Source organism: Nocardia aegles (genome assembly GCF_052545135.1).
The window spans coordinates 630,484-650,333 of the sequence record NZ_JBQWRI010000003.1 but is presented as its reverse complement, the minus strand read 5'-3'; the positions used below and the strand labels follow the sequence as shown (position 1 = coordinate 650,333).

The following is a 19,850-nucleotide window of genomic DNA, read 5'->3' as shown; positions in this document are numbered from 1 at the left end:
CACACGGGTCGGCACCCCGCTGTTGCCGAGGAAACAATCTGCGGGAATCAGCTGATCTGGACGTTTGCGCCCAGGGTGAAGCTGTGCCCCTTGGAAGTGCAGTTCGTAGCGCCCCTGGGCAGCCCGCCGATGCAGGTGACGCCTGCATAGCTGAGACTAGTGCCCTGATAGACCCCTTCTGGGCGCGGCACGTCGGTGATCCAGCGACTGCCCGGTCGGCCGTGCTGGCCTGCCAGTCCGAAGGTCGGGTGTGCGGGCAGGAACGGGGCGTCGATGGCGATGTCGGTGATCGGAACGACTCCCCACAGGCGGTAGCCGGCCGTCAGGTCGCAGGCCACATCGCCGTTCGGGTGGATCGCGCAGTTCGCCTGCCCGAGCCAGTCGGAGAAGTACACCGTGTCGCCATCCAGGAAGTCCGCCGGGTCTGCTTCGACCAGACCGATCGGAACCAGGTCAGGGCCGGCGGTGGTGGGGTCCGCCTGGGCAAAAGCATTGCCTGCCAGCATCACTGTGACAGCCGATACGGCGGCACCGATCATTCTCAGGGTGGTCATGCGCTGGATCCTAGCCCCGACGCAATGCTGTTCCCGGCAGCGGATTGCCGTGGTCAACCACTGTCGGTGACACTCGTCTGCACGTCCCGAATACGCCGAGCAGCGGTCAGTCTTCGCGCAGTTCCGGCGCGAGGCCGAAGAGCGGGAACAGTTTCTCCGTGTCGAGGAAGAAGTTCAGCCCGGCGATGGTGTCGCCGTCGAGTTCCAGCACCGTGATCGACCACGGCACCCACACGCCCGGCTCTTCGCCCGGCTTGTAGTGGCCGAAAGCGGGCAAGCCGTTGGCGCCTTCCAGCCGCACCAGTCGGGAATCGCGGCAACCGCTTCCGTGGCCGAGCATGAACGCGGCCACGTTCCGCGGGCCGGAGATCCATAGCTCGATCGGCGGCATGGACAGGGCCACATCCGCTTTCAGCAGCGAAGTGAGCGTGTCCATGTCGTAGGCCTCGAACGCCTTGACGAAATCGTCCACCAGCTTGCGCTGGTCGTCGTCGGTTTCGTCGTAGGTGTCGGTGGCCGCGGGCTGGACCTTGGACATGGTGGCGCGGGCCCGCTGCAGCGCGCTGTTGACCGACGCGGGCGACATGGTGAGCGCCTCGGCCGTCTCGCTGGCGGAGAAGCGCAGCACCTCGCGCATGATCAGGATCGCGCGCTGGGTGGCGGGCAGATGCTGGCAGGCGGCGACGAAGGCCAGGCGCAGCGTGTCCTTGGCGCTGGCATGTTCGGCCGGGTCGGCGCCGAAGGCCAGCGCGTTCGGGATCGGCTCGATCCAGACGTAATCCGGCTGCGGCGCGGGCAACGGCGAGTCCGGCCGCGAGGGGCCGGACAGATCCATCGGCCGGGCGCGGCGCTGCGGACCGTCGAGCATGTCCAGGCAGACGTTCGTGGTGATCTTGTACAGCCAGGAGCGGAGGCTGGCGCGGCCCTCGAACGAGGCGAAGGACTTCCACGCCCTGGTCAGGGTCTCCTGGACCGCGTCCTCCGCTTCGAAGGACGAGCCGAGCATGCGGTAGGCGTACGCGCACAACTCCCTGCGATGGGTCTCGAACGCGGCGAGCAGTTCCGGCGCGAGGCCGGCGGGGGTGCCGGGCGAGTCGTTCATGGGTGTCACCCTGCCACAGGGCGCCGACACGAAACAGGCCCGAGAACTCGAGGGAACCGGCAATCAAGATCAATAAACCGGTGCGGGCTGTGGTACCTGTCACGGTCGTCGTGGCGATGAGTCCACTGTTCGTGGCCCGTCTTAACCAATGACACAACGGACTTGCTCGAGAGGAAGAGGCCATGAGCAGCAAGATGATCTTCATCAATCTCCCGGTCGCCGACCTACCCCGGTCGATGGCGTTTTACGAGGCGCTGGGCTGGAAGGTCAACCACGACTTCACCGACGACAACGCCGCCTGCATCGTGGTGGACGACAACATCTGCCTGATGCTGCTCACCAGGGATTTCTTCACCACGTTCAGCAAGCGCCCGGTGGCCGACACGCAAGCGGCGATCAACGCCGCGTACGCGCTCTCGCTCGGCAGCGCCGAAGAGGTCGACAGCCTGACCGAGGCCGCGCTGGCCGCGGGCGCGACCGAAGAGGTGAACGAGGACAAGCGAGCGCAGGAGGCGCAGGTGGGCATGCACGGCCGCACCTTCATCGACCCGGACGGACACCAGTGGGAGCCGTTCTGGATGGATTACCCGGGCACGAACTGAGTCCAGCGAGGAGTCGCCCCCGATGCGCGCGCATCGGGGGCGTAGGGCTCGGGCCGGAAACTCAGTTCCCGGTGAAAGAGGGCTTGCGCTTCTCCGCGAACGCGCGCGGCCCTTCCTTGGCATCGGCCGAGCGGAATACCGACATGCCGAGCTCGGCGTCGATCCGGAAGGCGGCTTCCTCCGGCATGGCCTCGGTCTCGCGGATGGTGCGCAGAATGGCTTGCACGGCGAGCGGGCCGTTGGCCGCGATCTGGTCCGCGATCTCCAGCGCCTTGCCCAGTGCCGTTCCGTCCGGCACCACGTGCCCGATCAGGCCGATCTCTTTGGCCTCGGCGGCGGCGAGGTGCCGTCCGGTGAGGAGGATCTCGGCGGCGACGGTATAGGGAATCTGGCGGACCAGCCGCACCGCCGAGCCGCCCAGCGGGAACAGGCCCCAGCGCGCCTCGGAAACGCCGAATTTCGCGCTCTCCCCGGCCACTCGGATGTCGGTGCCCTGCAAGATCTCGGTGCCGCCCGCGATGGCGGGGCCCTCGACCGCCGCGATCAACGGCTTGGTCAGCCTGCGGCCTTTGAGCAGCGCCTCCAGCTTGGCCGGATTCCAGCCGCCGCTGTGGATGGTGTCGCCGGGATGCGCGGAGGTCATGCCCTTGAGATCGGCGCCCGCGCAGAACGCGCCGCCCGCGCCGGTCAGGATCGCGACCCGGATGTCCGGATCGTCGTCCACCTGGTTCCAGGCGTCTTTCATGATCGCCAGCATTTCGCCCGACAGCGCGTTGCGCGCCTCGGGCCGGTTCATGGTGACGATGAGGACGTGGTCGCGCTTCTCGACGAGGCAGTGCGGCATCGCTGATTCTCCTGACTTCGAGCCTTGTCAGAAACAGTAACACGTTCTATTTTTATGACTGTGAGCTACAACATAGCCGACCTTGTCGAACATGCCGTCGACCTGATGCCCGCCCGCGTCGCGCTGGCCGACGACGGCCGCGAGGTCACCTACGCCCAGCTGGAGGAGCGGGCCAATAAAATCGCTCACTATCTGCAGGAACAGGGAGTACAGCCGGGCGAAAAGGTGGGTATCTACGCACGCAACACGATCGAGGCCGTCGAGGCCATGGTCGCGGTCTTCAAGGCGCGGGCCGTGATGATCAACGTGAACTTCCGTTATGTCGAGAACGAGTTGCAGTACATCTTCGACAACTCGGACATGGTCGCGCTGATCCACGAGCGGCGCTACAGCGACCGGGTCGCCGCCGTTCGTCCCGAGACGCCGCGGCTGCGCACCGTCATCGTCGTCGACGACGATACGACCGGCACGATCGCCACCGCAGCGGATTCGGTCGAATACGAGGCGGTGATCGCGCGGTACTCCGGCGAACGCGACTTCGGTGAACGCTCCCCGGACGACCTGTACATGGTCTACACCGGCGGCACCACCGGCATGCCCAAAGGCGTGATGTGGCGCCAGGAGGACGTGTGGCGCGTGCTCGGCGCGGGCATCAACTTCATCACCGGTGAATACGTCCAGGACGAGTGGGAGCTGGCCAAGGTCGGCGCGGGCAGCCCGCCGATGGTGCGGTTCCCGATCCCGCCGATGATCCACGGCGGGGCGCAGTGGGCCACGTTCCACAGCCTGTTCGGCGGCGGCAAAGCGGTGATGCTCCCGGAGTTCTCCGGGCACGGCGTCTGGCAGGCGATCGACAAGCACAAGATCAATCTGATCTTCATCACCGGTGACGCGATGGCGCGCCCGATGCTCGATGCGCTGATCGAAGGCAACCCCGAAACCGGGCAGCCCTACGATCTTTCGAGTTTGTATGTGCTGGCCAGCAGCGCGGCGCTGTTCTCGCCCGCGCTCAAGGACCAGTTCCTCGAGCTGCTGCCCAACCGGATGATCTCCGACTCGATCGGCTCCTCGGAGACCGGTTTCGGCGGTATCGCCATCGTCGCCAAGGGCGCGACGCACACCGGAGGGCCGCGCGTGAAGATCGACGCCGCCACCGAGGTGCTCGACGAGAACGGCGATCCAGTGCGGCCGGGCTCCGGCGCGGTCGGCATCCTGGCCCGGCACGGGCACATTCCGCTCGGCTACTACAAGGACGAGGCGAAGACCGCGGCGACCTTCAAGGAGTTCAACGGCATCCGCTACGCCATCCCCGGCGACTTCGCTCGCGTGGAGGCGGACGGCACGGTCACCATGCTCGGCCGCGGCTCGGTCAGCATCAACAGTGGCGGTGAGAAGATCTACCCCGAGGAGGTCGAGGGCGCGCTCAAGACGCACCCGGAGATCTTCGACGCGCTCGTGGTCGGCGTCGACGACGAGCGCTGGGGCCAGCGGGTGGCCGCGGTGGTGCAATGCCGGGGCGAGTCCCGCCCCACCCTGGAGGAGCTGCGCTCCTTGCTCGCCCAGGAGATCGCACCGTACAAACTGCCCCGCAGCTTGTGGTTCGTCGACGAGATCAAGCGCTCCCCGGCGGGCAAGCCCGACTACCGCTGGGCCAAGGAACAAACCCAGTCCCGCCCGGCCGACGACAGCGCCGAGGCGGGCGGGAAGTAAAAGTTCATCCACACGGCCGGCCACCGCGCTCTACCTGTATGGGGGCCAGGAGCGGGCCGAGGTAGGCGGCGTCCTGGATGCCGGTGTTCATCGCCGAAGTCGTGCCGGCCCTCCAGCGCTACCTGACGTCCGCTCCGGTCGCCGAGAATCGTGCGGTATCAAGCGGTACCGCGCGGTACTATTCTTTTATGGCCGGCTTGAACGTTCGATTCACCGACGAGGAACTGGGTGCCTTGCGCGAACGCGCGGAGGCGGAAGGCCGCAGTATGCAGCAATTCGTCCACGATGCCGTGATCAAGGCGATCAATGAGCATTCCAGACTGTTCAACGAGGCCGCCGATCACGTTTTGCGGGTCAGTGAGGAGCTGAATCGGAGGCTGGCCTGATGGAGTACTTGACGCTCCCGGAGCTGCTGCGTCTCGCGGAACGCTTGGGCACTCCAGCGGTGCGTGACTACGGGTTGCTCGATTCTGCTCTGGCCCGACCGCAGTCCAGTGTTTTCGGACAGGATGCGTACCCCGATGTGTGGCAGAAGGCCGCCGCATTGATGGAATCGATCGCCCGCAACCACGGTTTGGTCGACGGCAACAAGCGATTGGCCTGGTATGCGAGCTGGGTCTTCCTCTACATCAACGGTCATCGCTTGGATCCACACTTCGACGTCGATGAAGCTGAGCGGTTCGTATCGGACGTATGTCAGGGTGCACTTGATGTGCCGGAGATTGCCAAGCATCTGGCGAGATTCGTGGGCTGATGAAGTGGGGCAGAATACCCCACCTACATCGTCGACCTGATCAAGCGGGTGACAACGGTCGCGGTCGAGACAACGAGGATCGTGGACTCACTCGGCTGAGTAAGGTCCGTCGATGAGGTCCGGTACCTCATCGACGGACCTTACTCCTGTGCTGGGCATATCGAAGTCCTCGGCCCGCACGACGTGTTGCCGTGCGGGCCGGATCGGCTACCGTGCCGCTCTCAGCCGGCCAGCAACGCGCCGAGGGCGCGGAGGTGGTCGGTGCTGCCGCCGAGGGCGAACTCGTTGTGTTTGGCGGCGGTGAAGTAGTTGTGCACGATGTGGTCGCGATCGATGCCGACGCCGCCGTGCACGTGGACGACGGTGTGCGCGACGCGGTGGCCCGCGTCGGCGGCCCAGAATTTGGCGGTGTGCACCGCTTCGGCGGCGGGCAGGTCCTCCGACAGCAACCATGCCGCCCGGGTCACCGTCAGGCGCAGGCCTTGGACGTCGATGTAGGCGTCGGCGAGCCGCTGGGCCACGGCCTGGAAGCCGCCGATCGCCTTGCCGAACTGCTCGCGCTGCCTGGCGTATTCGGCGACCAGTTCGAGCGCCCGTTCCAGGGTGCCGAGCTGCGCGGCGCTCAGGCCGAGCCAGGCGCGGGTGAGAATCCAGTCCAGGATCGCCGCGCCGCCGGCCACCGTGCCGACGAGTTCGGCGGGGGTATCGGTGAGCTCGACCGCGAACTCCGGGCTGCGGTCGACGACCTGCTGCGCGGTCACCGTCGCCGCCGCGGGATCGACCAGGAACACCGCGGTGGTTCCGGACACGGTGGCGGGCACCAGAATTCGCTCGGCCCGGTTCGCGCAGGGCACGGTGGTCTTGGCCCCGGTCAGCCGCCAGCCGTCCGCGGACTCGACCGCGGTCGTGGTCGGTGCGGCGGGTTCCCAGTTGCGCTCCTCGGCCAGTGCCACCGTCAGGATGACGCTGCCCGCGCCCGCCCGGGTGGCCAGGTCCTGTTGCGGCGCATCGCCGAATCGCGCCAGCGCGCCCGCGCCGAGCACGATCGACCACAGGTACGGCACGGCCGCGAGGTGCTTGCCCAGTTCGCGCAGGATCGCGGTCTGCTCGAGCGCACCGAGGTCGCTGCCGCCGACCGACTCGGGCAGTGCGGCCGCGAGCACGCCGGTCTCGGCCAGCGCGCTCCACAGCCGCTGATCGAACCGCTCGTCGGCCGCGTCGAGTTCGCGCAGCCGGTCGGCGGTGACCAGCTTTCCGCACACCTCGCCGGTAAGCCGGCCGAGATCGAGTTGGGCTTCGGAGGGGGTGAAATCCATCAGGGTCTACCTGCTTTCGATCAGCGCGCCGCGGCGGGCTGCCGGAGGGCGGTCATGGCGATGATGTCGCGCTGCACCTCGTTGGTGCCGCCGCCGAAGGTCAGGATGAGCGCGGCGCGGTGCATACGCTCCAGGCGGCCGCGCAGTTGGGCGCCGGGGGAGTCCTGGCGCAGGTAGGCCTGCGGGCCGAGCACCTCCATCAGCAACCGGTACGCCGCGGTGGCCAGCTCGGTGCCGTACACCTTGCAGGCCGAAGCGTCCCACGGGCGCGGAGCGGCATCGCCGCCCACGTCGGCCCGGCTGGCGATCTCCCAGTTCAGCAGCTCGAGGTACGCGACCTTGGCGTGTACTTCGGCCAGGTCGAGCCGCACCCATTCGCGATCGATCACGCGGGAGCCGTCGCTCGCCTTGGTGTTGCTCGCCCACTCGACGGTCTGACGCAGGGCCAGCGCGAGCGGAGCGGCCGAGGTGAGCGCGACGCGCTCGTGGTTGAGCTGGTCGGTGATCAGCGCCCAGCCGCCGTTCTCCGGGCCGACCAGCGCGCTCGCGGGTACCCGGACGTCCTGGTAGTAGGTGGCGCTGGTGTCCGGCCCCGCCATAGTGCGAACGGGCGTCCAGGAGAAGCCCTCGGCCGTGGTCGGCACGATGAGCATGCTGATGCCCTTGTGCTTCGCGGCCGTCGGATCGGTGCGCACGGCCAGCCAGACGTAGTCGGCGTAGGCGATCAGGCTGGTCCACATTTTCTGGCCGTTGATCACGTAGTCGTCGCCGTCGCGCACCGCGGTGGTGCGCAGACCGGCCAGATCGGTGCCCGCGCCCGGCTCCGAGTAGCCGATGGAGAAGTGCAGTTCACCGGCCGCGATCCTCGGCAGGAAGAACTTCTTCTGTTCCTCGCTGCCGTAGTGCATGAGCGTGGGCGCCACCGAGTTGATGGTCAGGAACGGCACCGGCGCGCCCGCGATCGCGGCCTCGTCGGTGAAAATCAGCTGATCCATGGTCGTGCGATCCTGGCCGCCGTACTCCTTGGGCCAGCCCAGCGCCAGCCAGCCGTCGTGGCCCATCTGCTGGACCACCTCGCGGTAGACGTTGCCCTCCCCGTACTCGCCGGTCTGCGCGCTCAGGGCTGCCCGGCGCTCGGGGGTGATGAGCCGCGCGAAGTAGTCGCGCAGTTCCGCGCGCAGCTGCTCCTGTCGCGGCGTGTACGCAATGCGCATGGCGACACCTCACTGGGGATGGTCGGCCGACACGGCTTGCGTCGTCGGCGGGCGGGAAGGACCGAACCTTCGTGGGATCGGGGTCTCCCGATCATTGCATATTGACTGAAACATGTTCCAGTATTGAGACTGTATCCCTCCGATGACGCCCGGGCGGGGCGGATCGTCTTGTCAGGCTTCGGCCAGAGTGGTGGTAAAGGAGTTGCGATGAAGATCAGTGTCGATCCAGACCAGTGCGAAGCCAATGGAATATGTGTCGGAATCGCCCCCGACGTGTTCGAACTCGATGACGAGGACGTGCTGCACATCCCGACCGCCGACGTGCCCGCCGATCGGCTCGCCGATGTCCGGGATGCCGTCGCGCAGTGCCCCAAGGCGGCGCTGCGGCTGGAGTGAAGCGCCCTTGCCGTAATTTGTAACACGTTCTAGAGTCGGCCGCGTGATCGATGATCTGAGCTTGGCGGGCCGAGTGGCGATCGTGACCGGCGGCGGCGCCGGACTCGGGCGGGCCGAGGCGCTCGCGCTGGCCGGGGCCGGCGCGTCCGTGGTGGTCAACGACCTCGCCGAGACCGACGCGGTCGCCGACACGCTCGGCGCGATCCGGGCGCTCGGCGCCGAGACCGAGTTCGTCGCAGGCAGTATCGCCGAACGCGCCACCGCGGACGCGCTGATCCGCGCCGCGGAGCAGTCCTTCGGGTCGGTCGACGTCGTGGTCAACAATGCGGGCATCACCCGCGACCGGATGCTGTTCAACATGTCCGACGAGGACTTCGACGCGGTGGTCGCGGTGCACCTGCGCGGGCATTTCCTGCTGTCGCGCAACGCCGCCGCCTACTGGCGCGGCAAGTCGAAGCGGGCGGGCGCGCCGGTCTACGGCAGGCTGATCAACACGTCGTCGGAGGCCGGGTTGCTGGGCCCGGAGGGGCAGGCCAACTACGGCGCCGCGAAGGCGGGCATCATCGCGCTGACGCTGTCGGCCGCGCGAGCGCTGTCGCGCTATGGCGTGCGAGCGAACGCGATCGCCCCCCGCGCGCGGACGGCGATGACCGAGGCGGTGTTCAGCCCGGCCCCGGAGGGGGAGCCCGATCCGCTGTCGCCCGATCACGTGGCCCGGCTCGTGACCTATCTGGCTTCGCCCGCGGCCGACGCGGTCAACGGGCAACTGTTCGTCGTCTACGGGGGGTTGGTCGCGCTCATGGCGGCGCCTGTCGTCGAGCGCCGGTTTCACGCGGCCGCGGGGGAGTGGTCGCCGCGGGGGCTGGCCGACACGCTGGGCGGCTACTTCGCTGATCGCCCTGATGGGCGGACTTTTTCGGCGTCCTCGCTGACCGAGCCGGGGTGAGCCGCGGCGACTCGCCGTGGGGGCGCTACTGATCAGCTGTCCAACTGTTGATCATGTGATCGGTGCTTGGTAGACATAGGGACGGGTTATGTCCCATCTCACAAGGGTTGGATTATCTGCCTTCTGGTACCAGTTCCAATTTTATATGCATGTCCTTGTAAGAATTGCAGTTCAAATAAGCAAAAAGGCTATCCGACAGCGGTGAACGTGTTCTAATCGTACCGGCTGGGTGGTCACGGTTCGCGCCGTGTGCCGGGTCCGCCGGTGAGCAAGGAGGATCGCGGATGAACGAGGTCCTTGCCGTGCCGTTGCGGGCCGTCGGCGGATTCTTCGAACTCACCGCCGATGTCGCCCGCGCCGGCCTGCGCAGACCCTTTCAATGGCGAGAGTTCATCGATCAGTCATGGTTCATCGCGCGGGTGTCGATCGTGCCGACAGTGCTGGTGGCCATTCCGTTCACCGTTCTGGTGAGCTTCACGCTGAACATTCTGTTGCGGGAGATCGGCGCGGCCGACCTCAGCGGAGCGGGTGCGGCGTTCGGCTCGGTCACCCAGGTGGGGCCGATCGTCACCGTGCTCATCGTCGCCGGGGCCGGCGCGACCGCGATCTGCGCGGACCTGGGCGCACGCACCATCCGCGAGGAAATCGACGCGATGCGCGTGCTGGGCATCGATCCGGTGCACCGCTTGGTGGTGCCACGGGTGCTGGCCTCGATGTTCGTCGCGCTGATGCTCAACAGCCTGGTGTGCACCATCGGCATCGTCGGCGGATTCCTGTTCTCGGTGTTTCTGCAGGACGTGAACCCCGGCGCGTTCGTCAATGGCATCACGCTGCTCACCCACCTGCCCGAGCTGATCATTTCGGAGGTGAAAGCCGGATTGTTCGGGCTGATCGCCGGACTGGTCGCCTGCTATCTGGGCCTGACTGTCAAAGGTGGACCCAAGAGTGTCGGTGATGCGGTGAATCAGACCGTAGTCTTCGCTTTTATGGCCCTGTTCGTCGTGAACGTGGTGGTCACCGCCGTCGGCATCAAGTTCACGGCGCGGTGATCGGATGGCCTTCGTCATCGAATCCCGCTTTCCCCGCGTCGTTCGACGGGTGCGCCGGATGTCGGACTCGCTCGATTCGGTGGGCAAGCAGGCCGTGTTCTATGCCCGGGCGCTCGGTTCCCTGCCGCGGGCTCTGCTGCACTACCGCACCGAGACCATCCGGTTGATCGCCGAGATCAGCATGGGGTCCGGCGCGCTGGCGGTGATCGGCGGCACGGTGGTGATCGTCGGGTTCCTGACGCTCTTCGCGGGCGGCACCATCGCCGTGCAGGGCTACAGCTCGCTGGGCAATATCGGCGTCGAGGCGCTGACCGGCTTCTTCGCGGCGTTCATCAATGTCAGGATCGCGGCGCCGGTGATCTCCGGAATCGGCCTGGCGGCCACTATCGGGGCCGGTTCGACCGCGCAATTGGGCGCGATGCGGGTCGCCGAGGAGATCGACGCGCTGGAGTCGATGGCGATCCGTCCGGTCCCCTACCTGGTCGGCACGCGAGTGCTGGCCGGGATGATCGCGATCGTCCCGCTCTACGCGCTCGCGGTGATCGCCTCGTTCCTGGCCAGCCGGTTCGCCACCGTCGTGATCTACGGGCAGTCGGCGGGCGTCTACGACCACTACTTCGCCACGTTCCTCATCCCGAGCGACATCCTCTGGTCCTTCGCCCAGGCGATCTTCATGGCCTTGGCGGTCATGATGATCCACACCTACTACGGCTACAACGCCGCGGGCGGGCCGGTCGGCGTGGGCGTCGCGGTGGGCAACGCGGTGCGCGCCTCGCTGGTGGCGGTGGTCACGGTCACCCTGCTGATCTCGCTGGCCATCTACGGCACCTCCGGCAACTTCCATCTCTCCGGATGAGCGACATGGCGGAATCGAGGCACACGGGAAGCCGCCTGGTGCGGGCGCTGCGTGGCGGGCTCGGCCTGAAACTGGCCGGGGCGGCGATGGTGCTGGCGCTGGTCGCGATCGTGGCGGTCGCGCTGATCATGTTCGTCGGCGGGTTCACGTCCACCGCCACCGTGACGGTGGACGCTCCGCGCAGCGGCCTGGTGCTGGACCCGGACGCCAAGGTGAAGTTTCGCGGTGTCGAGATCGGCCGGGTGGCCTCGGTCGATTACACCGACGACGGCGCCAGGCTGACGCTGGCCCTCGACCCGGAACTGCTGACACTGGTGCCGTCCAACGCGGACGTCGACATCAGGTCCACCACAGTGTTCGGCGCGAAATACGTCGACTTCACCGTCCCGCGGCAACCCGCGTCTACGTCGTTGCAACCGGGGGCCGTCGTCACCGCGCAGCGGGTGACCGTCGAGTTCAACACGCTGTTCCAGCACCTGTCCGACGTACTCGCCAAGATCGAGCCGGAGAAACTGAACGCGACGCTGTCCGCGCTGAGCACCGCATTGCAGGGCCGCGGCGAGAAGCTGGGCGCACTGCTCGAGCAGAGCGACGCCTACCTGCGCGACATCAACCCATCGCTGCCGGCGCTGCAACCGGATCTGGCCAAGACCGGCGCGGTCACCGACTTGTACGCGGACACGGTGAACGACTTGCTGCGCACCGTGGACAACTTCACGGTCACCAGCCAGACCCTGGCCCAGGAGCGCGACAGCCTGGACAACGTGCTGGTGAATGTCACCGGCCTGGCCGACACCACCGGATCGGTCTTGCGCGACAACGAGAACCAGCTCGGCACGGCGCTGGATCTGGTGCGCCCGACCACCGGGTTGCTCGACGAGTACGCGCCCGCGCTGTACTGCCTGATCGGCGGCCTGGGCAAGGCGCTGCCGCTGGGGGAGGCGGTGTTCGGCGGCCTGCAGGAAGGCGTCGCGCTGAACACCGGATTCATCTACGGCGCGAAGCCGTACACCTACCCGGAGGATCTGCCCAAGGTCAACGCGACCGGTGGCCCGCAGTGCGGGGGAATCCTGGACCGGGTGCCGGGGAGTCACTCGAACTATGTCGTCACCGACACCTCGGAAGGGCATGTGTACACCCCGTCGACGACGCTGACCGTCAACCCGCCGAAGGTCTTCCAGCTTTTGTTCGCCGGACTACCGGGGGTGCCGCACCCGTGAAGAACACCGCGACCACCGTAAAACTGGCCATCTTCACCCTGGTGATGACGCTGATCTTCGCCGGCCTGGCGGTCGTGTTCGGTCAGCTGCGCTTCGCGCGGGAGAACCGATACCACGCTGTGTTCACCAGTTCGTCCGGCATGCTGCCCGGGGCGAAGGTGCGCATCGCGGGCGTGCCGGTCGGGTCGGTCACGTCGGTGCGGGTCGGCAAGGACTATCTCGCGCATGTCGAGTTCGACGTCGATCGCGAATACCGGCTGCTGACCAGCACCCGTGCGGCGATCAAATACGAGAACCTGGTCGGCGACCGCTATCTCGAGCTGTCGGAGGGACCGGGCTCCAACCGCGTCTTGCGGCCCGGCGGCACCATCGTCAAGGAACAGACCGCGCCCGCCCTCGATCTGGACATGCTGCTCGGCGGTTTCCGGCCGCTGCTGCGCGGCCTGGACCCCGGACAGGTGAACGACCTGACCAACGCACTGTTGCAGATCTTCCAGGGCCAGGGCGGCACCCTGGTGTCCCTGCTCGACAGCGGAGGCTCGTTCGCCAAGACCCTCGCCGACCGGGACGCCCTGATCGGCAGCGTGATCGACAACCTGAACGCGGTGCTGCGAACCATTGACGAGCGCGGCGACCAGTTCGCCACCACGATCGCCGAACTGCAGCGCCTGATCAGCGGATTGGCGGCCGACAAGGACCAGATCGGCGACGCGATCCCGCGCATCGCCGGGGCCACCGGCGATCTGACCGATCTGCTCGCCCAGGCCCGCCCCGATCTGCGCGGGACCATCGAGCAGACCGGACGCCTGGCCACGAATCTCGACGCCGGGTCGGACACGGTCCAGTGGGTGCTGGACCGGCTGCCGTCGACCTATCGTCAGCTGATCCGCATCGGCGCTTACGGCTCGTTCCTCCAGCTCTACGTCTGCTCGACGAACTTCCTGGTGGACGGCCCGAACGGGCAGACGATGAAGATCAACATGCCCGGGGCGCAGACGACCGGAAGGTGTGCGGACAACCGATGAAACAGCAGCGATCACCCACCATCACCATCGGCATCGTCGGCCTCGTGCTCGCGGTGGCGGTGGCGCTGTCGGCACTGCAATTCGACCGGCTGCCGTTCGTCCGTTCCGGCGCGACGTTCACCGCGTACTTCGCCGACGCGGGCGGTCTGCTGCCCGGCGACCCGGTCCAGGTGGCGGGCGTTCGATCCGGCCGGGTGGAGAACATCGGCCTGGACGGCGCGAAAGTGCTCGTCCGGTTCACCCTCGCCGAGTCGATCGTCCTCGGCGAGAAGACCTCGGCGGCGATCAAGACGAACACGGTGCTCGGGCGCAAGTCGCTGGAGGTCACGCCGTCGGGCACCGGCGCGCTGCGTGCCGACGACACCATTCCGCTCGAGCGCACCACCTCGCCGTATTCGCTGAACGAGGCATTGGGCGACCTGGCGGGCACGGTGCACGATCTGGACCTGGACCGGGTCGATCAGACCCTGGACGTGCTCTCGGCGACCTTCGCCGACACGCCCGCGCCGCTGCGCTCGGCGCTGGACGGCGTCACCGCGCTGTCCCGCAGCATCAACGCGCGCGACCAGGCGCTGACCGATCTGCTGAAGCGGGCACAGAACGTGACGAAGATCCTCGCCGACCGCGGCAACCAGATCAGCGCGCTGCTGTTGGACGGCAACGAGCTGCTCGGCGAACTGGACCGGCGGCGCACCGCGCTCGGGCAGCTGATCGTCTACGTCAACGGACTCGCCCAGCAGCTGTCGGGCTTGGTCGCCGACAACGAGGCGCAGCTGAAACCCGCATTGGACAAACTGAATTCGGTGCTGGCGCTGTTGCAGCGCAACAAGCAGAACCTCGCCGACGCACTGGAGGGGCTCGGCCCGTTCGCCGCGGCTCTGGGCGAGCAGGTCGGCAGCGGCCCCTACTTCCAGGCGTACGTGGTCAACGCGGCGAGCAAGACGCTGCAACCGCTGGTGGACGCGCTGGTGTGGCCGCAGCACCTGCCGAGCGACTTGCAGAGCTACCTCACGCCGCCCCCGTCGATCGTTCCCGCGACCCAGGAGCCGCGATGAGTGAACGCAACGTTTACCCGGTCCTTCCGGAACCGAGTGCGAGCGAGGTGGACGCGTGACCGCGTCGAACGCCGTACGGAAGCTACCTCGCTGGGCGCTGGTGCCGGCCGGAGTGGTCGTCGCGGCGCTCGTGGTCGCGGTCGCGTGGAACGGCCTGACCAGGATCGGGACCACCACGGTCACCGCCTATTTCCCGTCGACGTCCGGCCTGTACGCGGGCGATGACGTGCGGGTGCTCGGCGTCAAGGTCGGCCGCGTCGATGCGATCGAGCCCGGCGCGGACCGGGTCAAGGTGACCATGACCCTGAATCGCGGGGTCGATGTCCCCGCCGACCCGAAGGCGGTGATCATTTCGCCTTCGCTGGTCTCGGCGCGTTTCGTCCAGATCGCGCCCGCCTATACCGGCGGCCCCACGCTGAAGGACAACGGCGTGATCCCGATCGAGCACACCGCGGTGCCGGTCGAGTGGGACGACATCAAGGCCGAACTGTCCAAGCTGGCCACCGCGCTCGGGCCGGTCGGTGACGACAAACAGGGGTCGTTCGGCCGCTTCATCGACACCGCCGCGAACAATCTCGACGGCAACGGGCAGCGCTTCCGCGACACGCTGCGGGAGCTGTCGGCAACGTTGAGCACGCTGTCCGACGGCCGCACCGACCTGTTCGGCACCGTGCGCAACCTGCAGAAGTTCGTCGACGTGCTGTCGGCGAGCAACGACCAGATCGTGCAGTTCGAGGGCAGGCTCGCGTCGGTGTCCTCCGTGCTGGCCGGAGTCTCCTCGGATCTCGGCGCCGGACTGGACAACCTGGACGCGGCGATCGTCGACGTCCGCCGGTTCATCGACGGCAGCGGCGCCGAGCTCACCGAAGGCGTGCAACGCCTGGCCGACGCCACCCAGGTGCTGGTCGACAAGCGGCCGGAACTGGAACGCGTCCTGCACTCCGGCCCGACCGCGCTGGTGAACTTCTACCAGATCTACAAACCGGCCCAAGGCACCCTGACCGGCGCGATCGCGCTGAACAACCCCGCCGACCCGCTCGGCTTCCTGTGCGGCTCGGTGCGCGCGCTGGAGACCAACGACTCCGATCGCAGCGCCGACCTGTGCGCGCAGTACCTCGCGCCCGTGATCAACAGCCTGAGCATGAACTACGTGCCGATCATGGCGAACCCGGCCAGCGGCGTGACCGCGTTCCCCGACCAGTTCGTCTACTCCGATCCCAGTCTGGCCGGGCGGGTGGCGAGCCAGAATTCGCAGCGCCCCGCTGAGGTGCGCGTCCCGGACGGTCTCGCCGGACTGGCCATTCCGGGCCCGACCGGAGGAGGGCGATGATGCCGACGCGGCGGATGCGCCGCGCCGCCGTCGTCGCGGCGGGGCTGGTGGTGGTGCTCGGCGTCACCGGCTGTCAGTGGGACGGATTGAATTCGCTGCCGATGCCCGGCACCGAGGGCACCGGGCCCGGCTCGTACGAGGTGCGCATCCAGATGCCGAACGTCACCACGCTGACCCGGAATTCGCCGGTACGGGTGCACGATGTGGCGGTCGGCACCGTCTCGAAGATCGAGGTGGAGGACTGGCACGCGCTGGTCACCGTCACGTTGAACCCGGGCGTGCGGCTGCCCGCGAACGCCGTCGCCAAGATCGGGCAGACCAGTTTGCTCGGCTCCGACCATCTCGAGCTCGCCGAGCCGACGGATCAGCCTCCCGAAGGCCGGTTGCGGGCGGGCGACGTCATCCCGCTGGCGCGTGCGGGTGCGTATCCGACCACCGAGCAGGTGCTGTCGTCGCTGTCGGTGGTGCTCAACGGCGGTGGCATCGCGCAATTGGAAACCATCACCCACGAACTCGATGCCGCGCTCACCGGGCGGGAAGCGGCCATCAGGGACCTGCTGCCGCAGCTGAACGAGTTGACCACGAACCTCGACCGGCAGACCGGCGACATCATCGCCGCGATGAGCGGACTGGACCGGCTCGGCGGCCGGCTCGCCGAGCAGCGCGACGTGGTGGCGGCGGCCATCGAGCAGATCCATCCGGCGTTGACCGTGCTGGCCGATCGCCGCGCGAACATCACCAGGGCGATCACCGCCCTGGGGGAGCTGAGCGACGTCGTGCGGCGCGTCGTCGACGCCAGCGGCGACGACCTGAAGGCCGACCTGCGCAGCCTCGTGCCGGTGCTGAAGTCGCTGTCGGACACCGGTAGCGACCTGACCGAAGCGCTGAAGATCGTGGCCACCTTCCCGTTCCCGATGAAGAACCTGGACCACGCGATCAAAGGCGACTACCTCAATCTGTTCATGACCGTGGACATCACCGGCAAGCGGCTGGATTCGAACTTCCTCACCGGAACGCCGCTGGGCGGACGGTTCGGCGGCGTCGAAGGCGCGCTCGGTAGCTTCGCGCCGGGCACGGCCGCGCAGAACGGCGACCCGGCCACCGGTCCGTTGCGGGCGCCGCCGCCCGCGGCCGGCGTGCCCGCTCCGACCGTCCCGGGGCTGCCGCCGATACCCGGCATCCCCGCCATTCCGGGATGGACCGTGCCCCTGCCGGGCGACACCGCACCGCGAGGGGGCCCGGGACAGTGAAGCTCACCGGGTTGGTCCGTATCCAGCTGGTCGTCTTCTCCGCGCTCACGGTGATCGGCCTGGTGGTCATGGGCGGCACCTACGTCGAACTGCCCGCGATGTTCGGGATCGGGCGCTACGAGGTCACCGTGAAGCTGGCCGCGACCGGTGGCCTCTACCCGACGGCCAACGTCGCCTATCGCGGCACCGACGTCGGTGTGGTGAAAGAGGTTCGGCTGACGCCGGTCGGTGTGGACGCGAAGCTGTCCATCGCCAGTGACTACACGATCCCCTCCGACGTCGACGCGTGGGTGCGCAGCGTCTCCGCGGTCGGCGAGCAATACGTGGACCTGGTGCCCGCCCAGAACCGCACGGGCGGAAACCTGCGCGACGGCAGCGTGATCCCGGTGGAGCGCACCAGGTTGCCGCAAGACGTCGGCGCGCTGCTCGACCAGGCCGACCGGCTGCTGGCAAGTGTCGCGGACACCCGGCTGAAACAGGTTATCGACGAGGCGTTCCTCGCGTTCGACGGGGCTGGACCGGACCTGCAACGGTTCATCGACTCCGCGTCGCTGCTGGTGCAGGAAGCGCAGGCCAACGCGGAACCGACGAAACAGCTGATCGACCAGATCGGGCCGCTGCTGGACACCCAGACCCGCTCGGACGCCGCGATCCGGTCCTGGACCGCCGATCTCGCGACGGTCACCGACCAGCTGCGCCGCCACGATCCCGCGCTGCGTGGCATCCTGCGCGACGGCCCGTCGTCGATGCGGCGGGTGAGCGACCTATTCGAGGATCTGCGTCCGACGCTGCCGCTGCTGCTGTCGAATCTGGTCAGCGTCGGTCAGGTCGCCGTCACCTATCACGCGGGGCTGGAGCAGATCCTGGTGGTCTATCCGCCGCTGGTCGCGGCGCTGCTGACCGCCGTCCGCGGTCCGCTCGAATACGGCGCGCTGGTCGACTTCATGACGCTGGTCAACGACCCGCCCGCGTGCACAACCGGCTTCCTCCCGCCCGACCAGCGGCGCTCGCCGAGCGAACTCGATACCCCCGACACGCCGCCGGGCCTGTACTGCAAGGTGCCGCAGGACGCTCCCGAGGCGGTGCGCGGCATCCGCAACACGCCGTGCGCCGAGGTGCCCGGTGCGCGCGCCCCGACGCCGGAACTGTGCCGCACGGGGTACGTTCCGATCGGCGACAATCCGCCGTTCGGGCCGCCGCATCCGGTGGCGCCCGCGGGCGAGCCCCCGGTCGTCGCACCGGCGGGTTACGGCGGCGGCACGCCGGCCGCCGCGCGGTCGTACGACCCGGCCACGGGCGTCTACATCGGCCCCGACGGGCGCACTTACCGACAGGGTGATATCGGACCGGGCGGTTCGGGCACGGTACCGCCGAGCTGGCAGGCGATGCTCGAGGAGCAGCAGCGATGAGTGAGAGCAACGGAGAAGGTCACCGCACGCGACGGCGTGCCGTGCGCTCGGCCGGGCCGCCGGTCGAGCGGACCGCCACCGGCGGCATGCAGACGATTGTTGCGAAGGCCTCCGCCGCCGCGCCCGAAGCCGGCGTCGCGGACGACGGGGCGAGTTCGGTCGCGGCCGAGCACCAGGCGCCGGCTCCGACCGGCCGGCGGCCGGCCACGGCGAAGTCGAGCATTCTCGCCGCGGCCGCCGCGGCCTTGCTGGTCGTCGCGCTCGTGGCCGGTGCGGTCGGGTCGGTGCTCGCGACGCACGCGGCGCACGAACGCGACGAGCGCCGTGCCGAATACGTGGACACCGCCAGGCAGGTGATCGTCAACCTGACCACGATCCGCGCCGATACGGCCCAGCAGGACATCGACCGGATCCTCGCGCTGGCCTCAGGGGAGTTCAAGACCGAGTTCGACGGCCGGGTCGGCCCCTTCACCAGCATCGTGCAGCAGGCCAAGGTGGTTTCCAGCGGCGAAATCGTGGAGGCCGCGCTGGAAAGCGACGACGATCGCTCCGGACGGGTGCTGGTCGCCGCCAAGCAGACGCTGACCAACGCGGGTCAGGCCGAGCCGCAGACCAGGTACTACCGGTTCCGAGTCACCGTGTCCCGCGGCGACTCCGGGCTGACCGTCTCCGACGTGGAGTTCGTGGCATGAATCATGCTGGAGAGGACGGGGCATGAGGCGGAAGGGAATTCGAGCAGAAATCGGGCTCGTGGTGCTCGGTGTGGTGGTCGCGGCGGCCGCGGTGGTCGGCGGCGTGAACGGCTACCGCTACTGGGACGATCGCCAGGCCGAGCAGGCGCGCAGGGACGCGGTCGCGACGGCGGGACGCACCGTCGAGGCCATGTTCACCTACACCCCGCAGACCGTGGACACCGAACTGCGCAAGTCCGCCGACAACCTCAGCGGCGACTTCCGCGCCGACTACCTGACGCTGATCGACAAGCAGATCGCGCCCGGCGCCAAGGAGAAGCAGCTCACCGTCAGCGCCACCACGCAGGCGGCGGGCGTCATCTCCGCCGACCGCTCGCACGCACAGGTCCTGCTGTTCCTCAACCAGGTGATGACGAGCAAGGACACCCCGCAGGGCACCACGACCGGCAGCCGGGTCCGCGTCTCCCTGACGAAGTCCGATTCGCGCTGGTTGGTGTCGGCGGTAACGCCGGTCTGACTCCGGTCC

21 protein-coding genes and 1 pseudogene are annotated in these 19,850 nt (G+C 68.0%); 17 read left to right on the top strand and 5 right to left on the bottom strand.

What is annotated here, in order from left to right:
* Nucleotides 1–47: 47 nt before the first annotated feature.
* Together ACT89H_RS12865 and ACT89H_RS12860 are read right to left on the bottom strand one after the other, a co-directional pair.
* A complete protein-coding gene (locus ACT89H_RS12865) occupies nt 48–554 on the bottom strand; it encodes a hypothetical protein (protein WP_445108780.1) in 507 nt (168 codons plus the stop codon).
* 106 nt (nt 555–660) lie between these two features.
* Nucleotides 661–1,656, bottom strand: a complete 996-nt coding sequence (locus ACT89H_RS12860; RefSeq protein WP_445108779.1) for a sigma-70 family RNA polymerase sigma factor — start codon at nt 1,654–1,656, stop codon at nt 661–663.
* A gap of 182 nt (nt 1,657–1,838) precedes the next feature.
* Between ACT89H_RS12860 and ACT89H_RS12855 the strand changes: the two genes are divergently transcribed.
* On the top strand, nt 1,839–2,258 hold the full coding sequence (locus ACT89H_RS12855) for a VOC family protein (protein ID WP_445108778.1): 420 nt from the start codon (nt 1,839–1,841) through the stop codon (nt 2,256–2,258).
* A 61-nt stretch (nt 2,259–2,319) separates the two neighbouring features.
* On the opposite strand, the gene ACT89H_RS12850 is transcribed toward ACT89H_RS12855, so the two are convergent.
* A complete protein-coding gene (locus ACT89H_RS12850; protein WP_445108777.1) occupies nt 2,320–3,102 on the bottom strand; it encodes a crotonase/enoyl-CoA hydratase family protein in 783 nt (260 codons plus the stop codon).
* 60 nt (nt 3,103–3,162) lie between these two features.
* Between ACT89H_RS12850 and ACT89H_RS12845 the strand changes: the two genes are divergently transcribed.
* The 4 genes and pseudogenes from ACT89H_RS12845 to ACT89H_RS12830 form a co-directional block, all read left to right on the top strand.
* Nucleotides 3,163–4,812, top strand: coding sequence for an acyl-CoA synthetase (locus ACT89H_RS12845; RefSeq protein WP_445108776.1), 1,650 nt, complete (start codon nt 3,163–3,165; stop codon nt 4,810–4,812).
* Between the two features lie 77 nt (nt 4,813–4,889).
* Nucleotides 4,890–5,198, top strand: a complete 309-nt coding sequence (locus ACT89H_RS12840) for a hypothetical protein (RefSeq protein WP_445108775.1) — start codon at nt 4,890–4,892, stop codon at nt 5,196–5,198.
* Entirely contained in the window at nt 5,195–5,566 is a 372-nt protein-coding gene (locus tag ACT89H_RS12835; protein WP_445108908.1) for a type II toxin-antitoxin system death-on-curing family toxin, read from the top strand. Before ACT89H_RS12840 ends, ACT89H_RS12835 begins: the two co-directional genes overlap by 4 nt.
* An 18-nt stretch (nt 5,567–5,584) precedes the next feature.
* A pseudogene (locus tag ACT89H_RS12830) lies at nt 5,585–5,665 on the top strand (type ISP restriction/modification enzyme); the annotation flags it as partial.
* Nucleotides 5,666–5,787: 122 nt separating this feature from the next.
* Here ACT89H_RS12830 and ACT89H_RS12825 read toward each other — a convergent pair.
* Nucleotides 5,788–6,882 (bottom strand): acyl-CoA dehydrogenase family protein, encoded by a 1,095-nt coding sequence (locus ACT89H_RS12825; protein WP_445108774.1) that lies wholly within the window; start codon nt 6,880–6,882, stop codon nt 5,788–5,790.
* Nucleotides 6,883–6,902: 20 nt separating this feature from the next.
* The gene (locus ACT89H_RS12820; RefSeq protein ID WP_445108773.1) at nt 6,903–8,096 is read right to left on the bottom strand and encodes an acyl-CoA dehydrogenase family protein; all 1,194 of its coding nucleotides are present in this window, start codon (nt 8,094–8,096) and stop codon (nt 6,903–6,905) included.
* A 207-nt stretch (nt 8,097–8,303) separates the two neighbouring features.
* On the opposite strand from ACT89H_RS12820, the gene ACT89H_RS12815 reads away from it, so the two are divergent.
* The 12 genes from ACT89H_RS12815 (at nt 8,304) to ACT89H_RS12760 (ending at nt 19,841) form a co-directional block, all read left to right on the top strand.
* Nucleotides 8,304–8,492 (top strand): ferredoxin, encoded by a 189-nt coding sequence (locus ACT89H_RS12815; protein WP_445108772.1) that lies wholly within the window; start codon nt 8,304–8,306, stop codon nt 8,490–8,492.
* 43 nt (nt 8,493–8,535) lie between these two features.
* Nucleotides 8,536–9,438: a 3-oxoacyl-ACP reductase gene (locus ACT89H_RS12810; protein WP_445108771.1), complete on the top strand. Its 903-nt coding sequence runs from the start codon at nt 8,536–8,538 to the stop codon at nt 9,436–9,438.
* 284 nt (nt 9,439–9,722) lie between these two features.
* On the top strand, nt 9,723–10,487 hold the full coding sequence (locus tag ACT89H_RS12805) for an MlaE family ABC transporter permease (protein WP_445108770.1): 765 nt from the start codon (nt 9,723–9,725) through the stop codon (nt 10,485–10,487).
* Between the two features lie 4 nt (nt 10,488–10,491).
* On the top strand, nt 10,492–11,343 hold the full coding sequence (locus ACT89H_RS12800; RefSeq protein ID WP_445108769.1) for an MlaE family ABC transporter permease: 852 nt from the start codon (nt 10,492–10,494) through the stop codon (nt 11,341–11,343).
* Nucleotides 11,344–11,429: 86 nt separating this feature from the next.
* Nucleotides 11,430–12,563 (top strand): MCE family protein, encoded by a 1,134-nt coding sequence (locus tag ACT89H_RS12795; protein WP_445108907.1) that lies wholly within the window; start codon nt 11,430–11,432, stop codon nt 12,561–12,563.
* Nucleotides 12,560–13,588 (top strand): MCE family protein, encoded by a 1,029-nt coding sequence (locus ACT89H_RS12790; protein WP_445108768.1) that lies wholly within the window; start codon nt 12,560–12,562, stop codon nt 13,586–13,588. Before ACT89H_RS12795 ends, ACT89H_RS12790 begins: the two co-directional genes overlap by 4 nt.
* Nucleotides 13,585–14,643 (top strand): MCE family protein, encoded by a 1,059-nt coding sequence (locus tag ACT89H_RS12785; protein ID WP_445108767.1) that lies wholly within the window; start codon nt 13,585–13,587, stop codon nt 14,641–14,643. The genes ACT89H_RS12790 and ACT89H_RS12785 overlap by 4 nt, the downstream gene beginning before the upstream one ends.
* A 55-nt stretch (nt 14,644–14,698) precedes the next feature.
* Nucleotides 14,699–15,973, top strand: a complete 1,275-nt coding sequence (locus tag ACT89H_RS12780; protein WP_445108766.1) for an MCE family protein — start codon at nt 14,699–14,701, stop codon at nt 15,971–15,973.
* Nucleotides 15,973–17,223, top strand: a complete 1,251-nt coding sequence (locus ACT89H_RS12775) for an MCE family protein (protein ID WP_445108765.1) — start codon at nt 15,973–15,975, stop codon at nt 17,221–17,223. Before ACT89H_RS12780 ends, ACT89H_RS12775 begins: the two co-directional genes overlap by 1 nt.
* Complete coding sequence (locus ACT89H_RS12770; protein WP_445108764.1) at nt 17,220–18,632, top strand: MCE family protein; 1,413 nt, start codon at nt 17,220–17,222, stop codon at nt 18,630–18,632. Before ACT89H_RS12775 ends, ACT89H_RS12770 begins: the two co-directional genes overlap by 4 nt.
* The gene (locus ACT89H_RS12765; RefSeq protein WP_445108763.1) at nt 18,629–19,324 is read left to right on the top strand and encodes an Rv1363c family protein; all 696 of its coding nucleotides are present in this window, start codon (nt 18,629–18,631) and stop codon (nt 19,322–19,324) included. Before ACT89H_RS12770 ends, ACT89H_RS12765 begins: the two co-directional genes overlap by 4 nt.
* Nucleotides 19,325–19,346: 22 nt before the next feature.
* Entirely contained in the window at nt 19,347–19,841 is a 495-nt protein-coding gene (locus ACT89H_RS12760) for a h domain protein (protein WP_445108762.1), read from the top strand.
* Nucleotides 19,842–19,850: the final 9 nt, after the last annotated feature.

What these genes read in the sequence shown, in the direction of transcription:
- ACT89H_RS12775 (WP_445108765.1), top strand. Translation starts at nt 15,973, where the DNA reads ATGCCGACGCGGCGGATGCGCCGCGCCGCCGTCGTCGCGGCGGGGCTG.
- ACT89H_RS12820 (WP_445108773.1), bottom strand. Translation starts at nt 8,096, where the DNA reads ATGCGCATTGCGTACACGCCGCGACAGGAGCAGCTGCGCGCGGAACTG.
- ACT89H_RS12815 (WP_445108772.1), top strand. Translation starts at nt 8,304, where the DNA reads ATGAAGATCAGTGTCGATCCAGACCAGTGCGAAGCCAATGGAATATGT.
- ACT89H_RS12860 (WP_445108779.1), bottom strand. Translation starts at nt 1,656, where the DNA reads ATGAACGACTCGCCCGGCACCCCCGCCGGCCTCGCGCCGGAACTGCTC.
- ACT89H_RS12855 (WP_445108778.1), top strand. Translation starts at nt 1,839, where the DNA reads ATGAGCAGCAAGATGATCTTCATCAATCTCCCGGTCGCCGACCTACCC.
- ACT89H_RS12805 (WP_445108770.1), top strand. Translation starts at nt 9,723, where the DNA reads ATGAACGAGGTCCTTGCCGTGCCGTTGCGGGCCGTCGGCGGATTCTTC.
- ACT89H_RS12865 (WP_445108780.1), bottom strand. Translation starts at nt 554, where the DNA reads ATGACCACCCTGAGAATGATCGGTGCCGCCGTATCGGCTGTCACAGTG.
- ACT89H_RS12800 (WP_445108769.1), top strand. Translation starts at nt 10,492, where the DNA reads ATGGCCTTCGTCATCGAATCCCGCTTTCCCCGCGTCGTTCGACGGGTG.
- ACT89H_RS12795 (WP_445108907.1), top strand. Translation starts at nt 11,430, where the DNA reads ATGGTGCTGGCGCTGGTCGCGATCGTGGCGGTCGCGCTGATCATGTTC.
- ACT89H_RS12785 (WP_445108767.1), top strand. Translation starts at nt 13,585, where the DNA reads ATGAAACAGCAGCGATCACCCACCATCACCATCGGCATCGTCGGCCTC.
- ACT89H_RS12825 (WP_445108774.1), bottom strand. Translation starts at nt 6,882, where the DNA reads ATGGATTTCACCCCCTCCGAAGCCCAACTCGATCTCGGCCGGCTTACC.
- ACT89H_RS12760 (WP_445108762.1), top strand. Translation starts at nt 19,347, where the DNA reads ATGAGGCGGAAGGGAATTCGAGCAGAAATCGGGCTCGTGGTGCTCGGT.
- ACT89H_RS12765 (WP_445108763.1), top strand. Translation starts at nt 18,629, where the DNA reads ATGAGTGAGAGCAACGGAGAAGGTCACCGCACGCGACGGCGTGCCGTG.
- ACT89H_RS12840 (WP_445108775.1), top strand. Translation starts at nt 4,890, where the DNA reads ATGCCGGTGTTCATCGCCGAAGTCGTGCCGGCCCTCCAGCGCTACCTG.
- ACT89H_RS12850 (WP_445108777.1), bottom strand. Translation starts at nt 3,102, where the DNA reads ATGCCGCACTGCCTCGTCGAGAAGCGCGACCACGTCCTCATCGTCACC.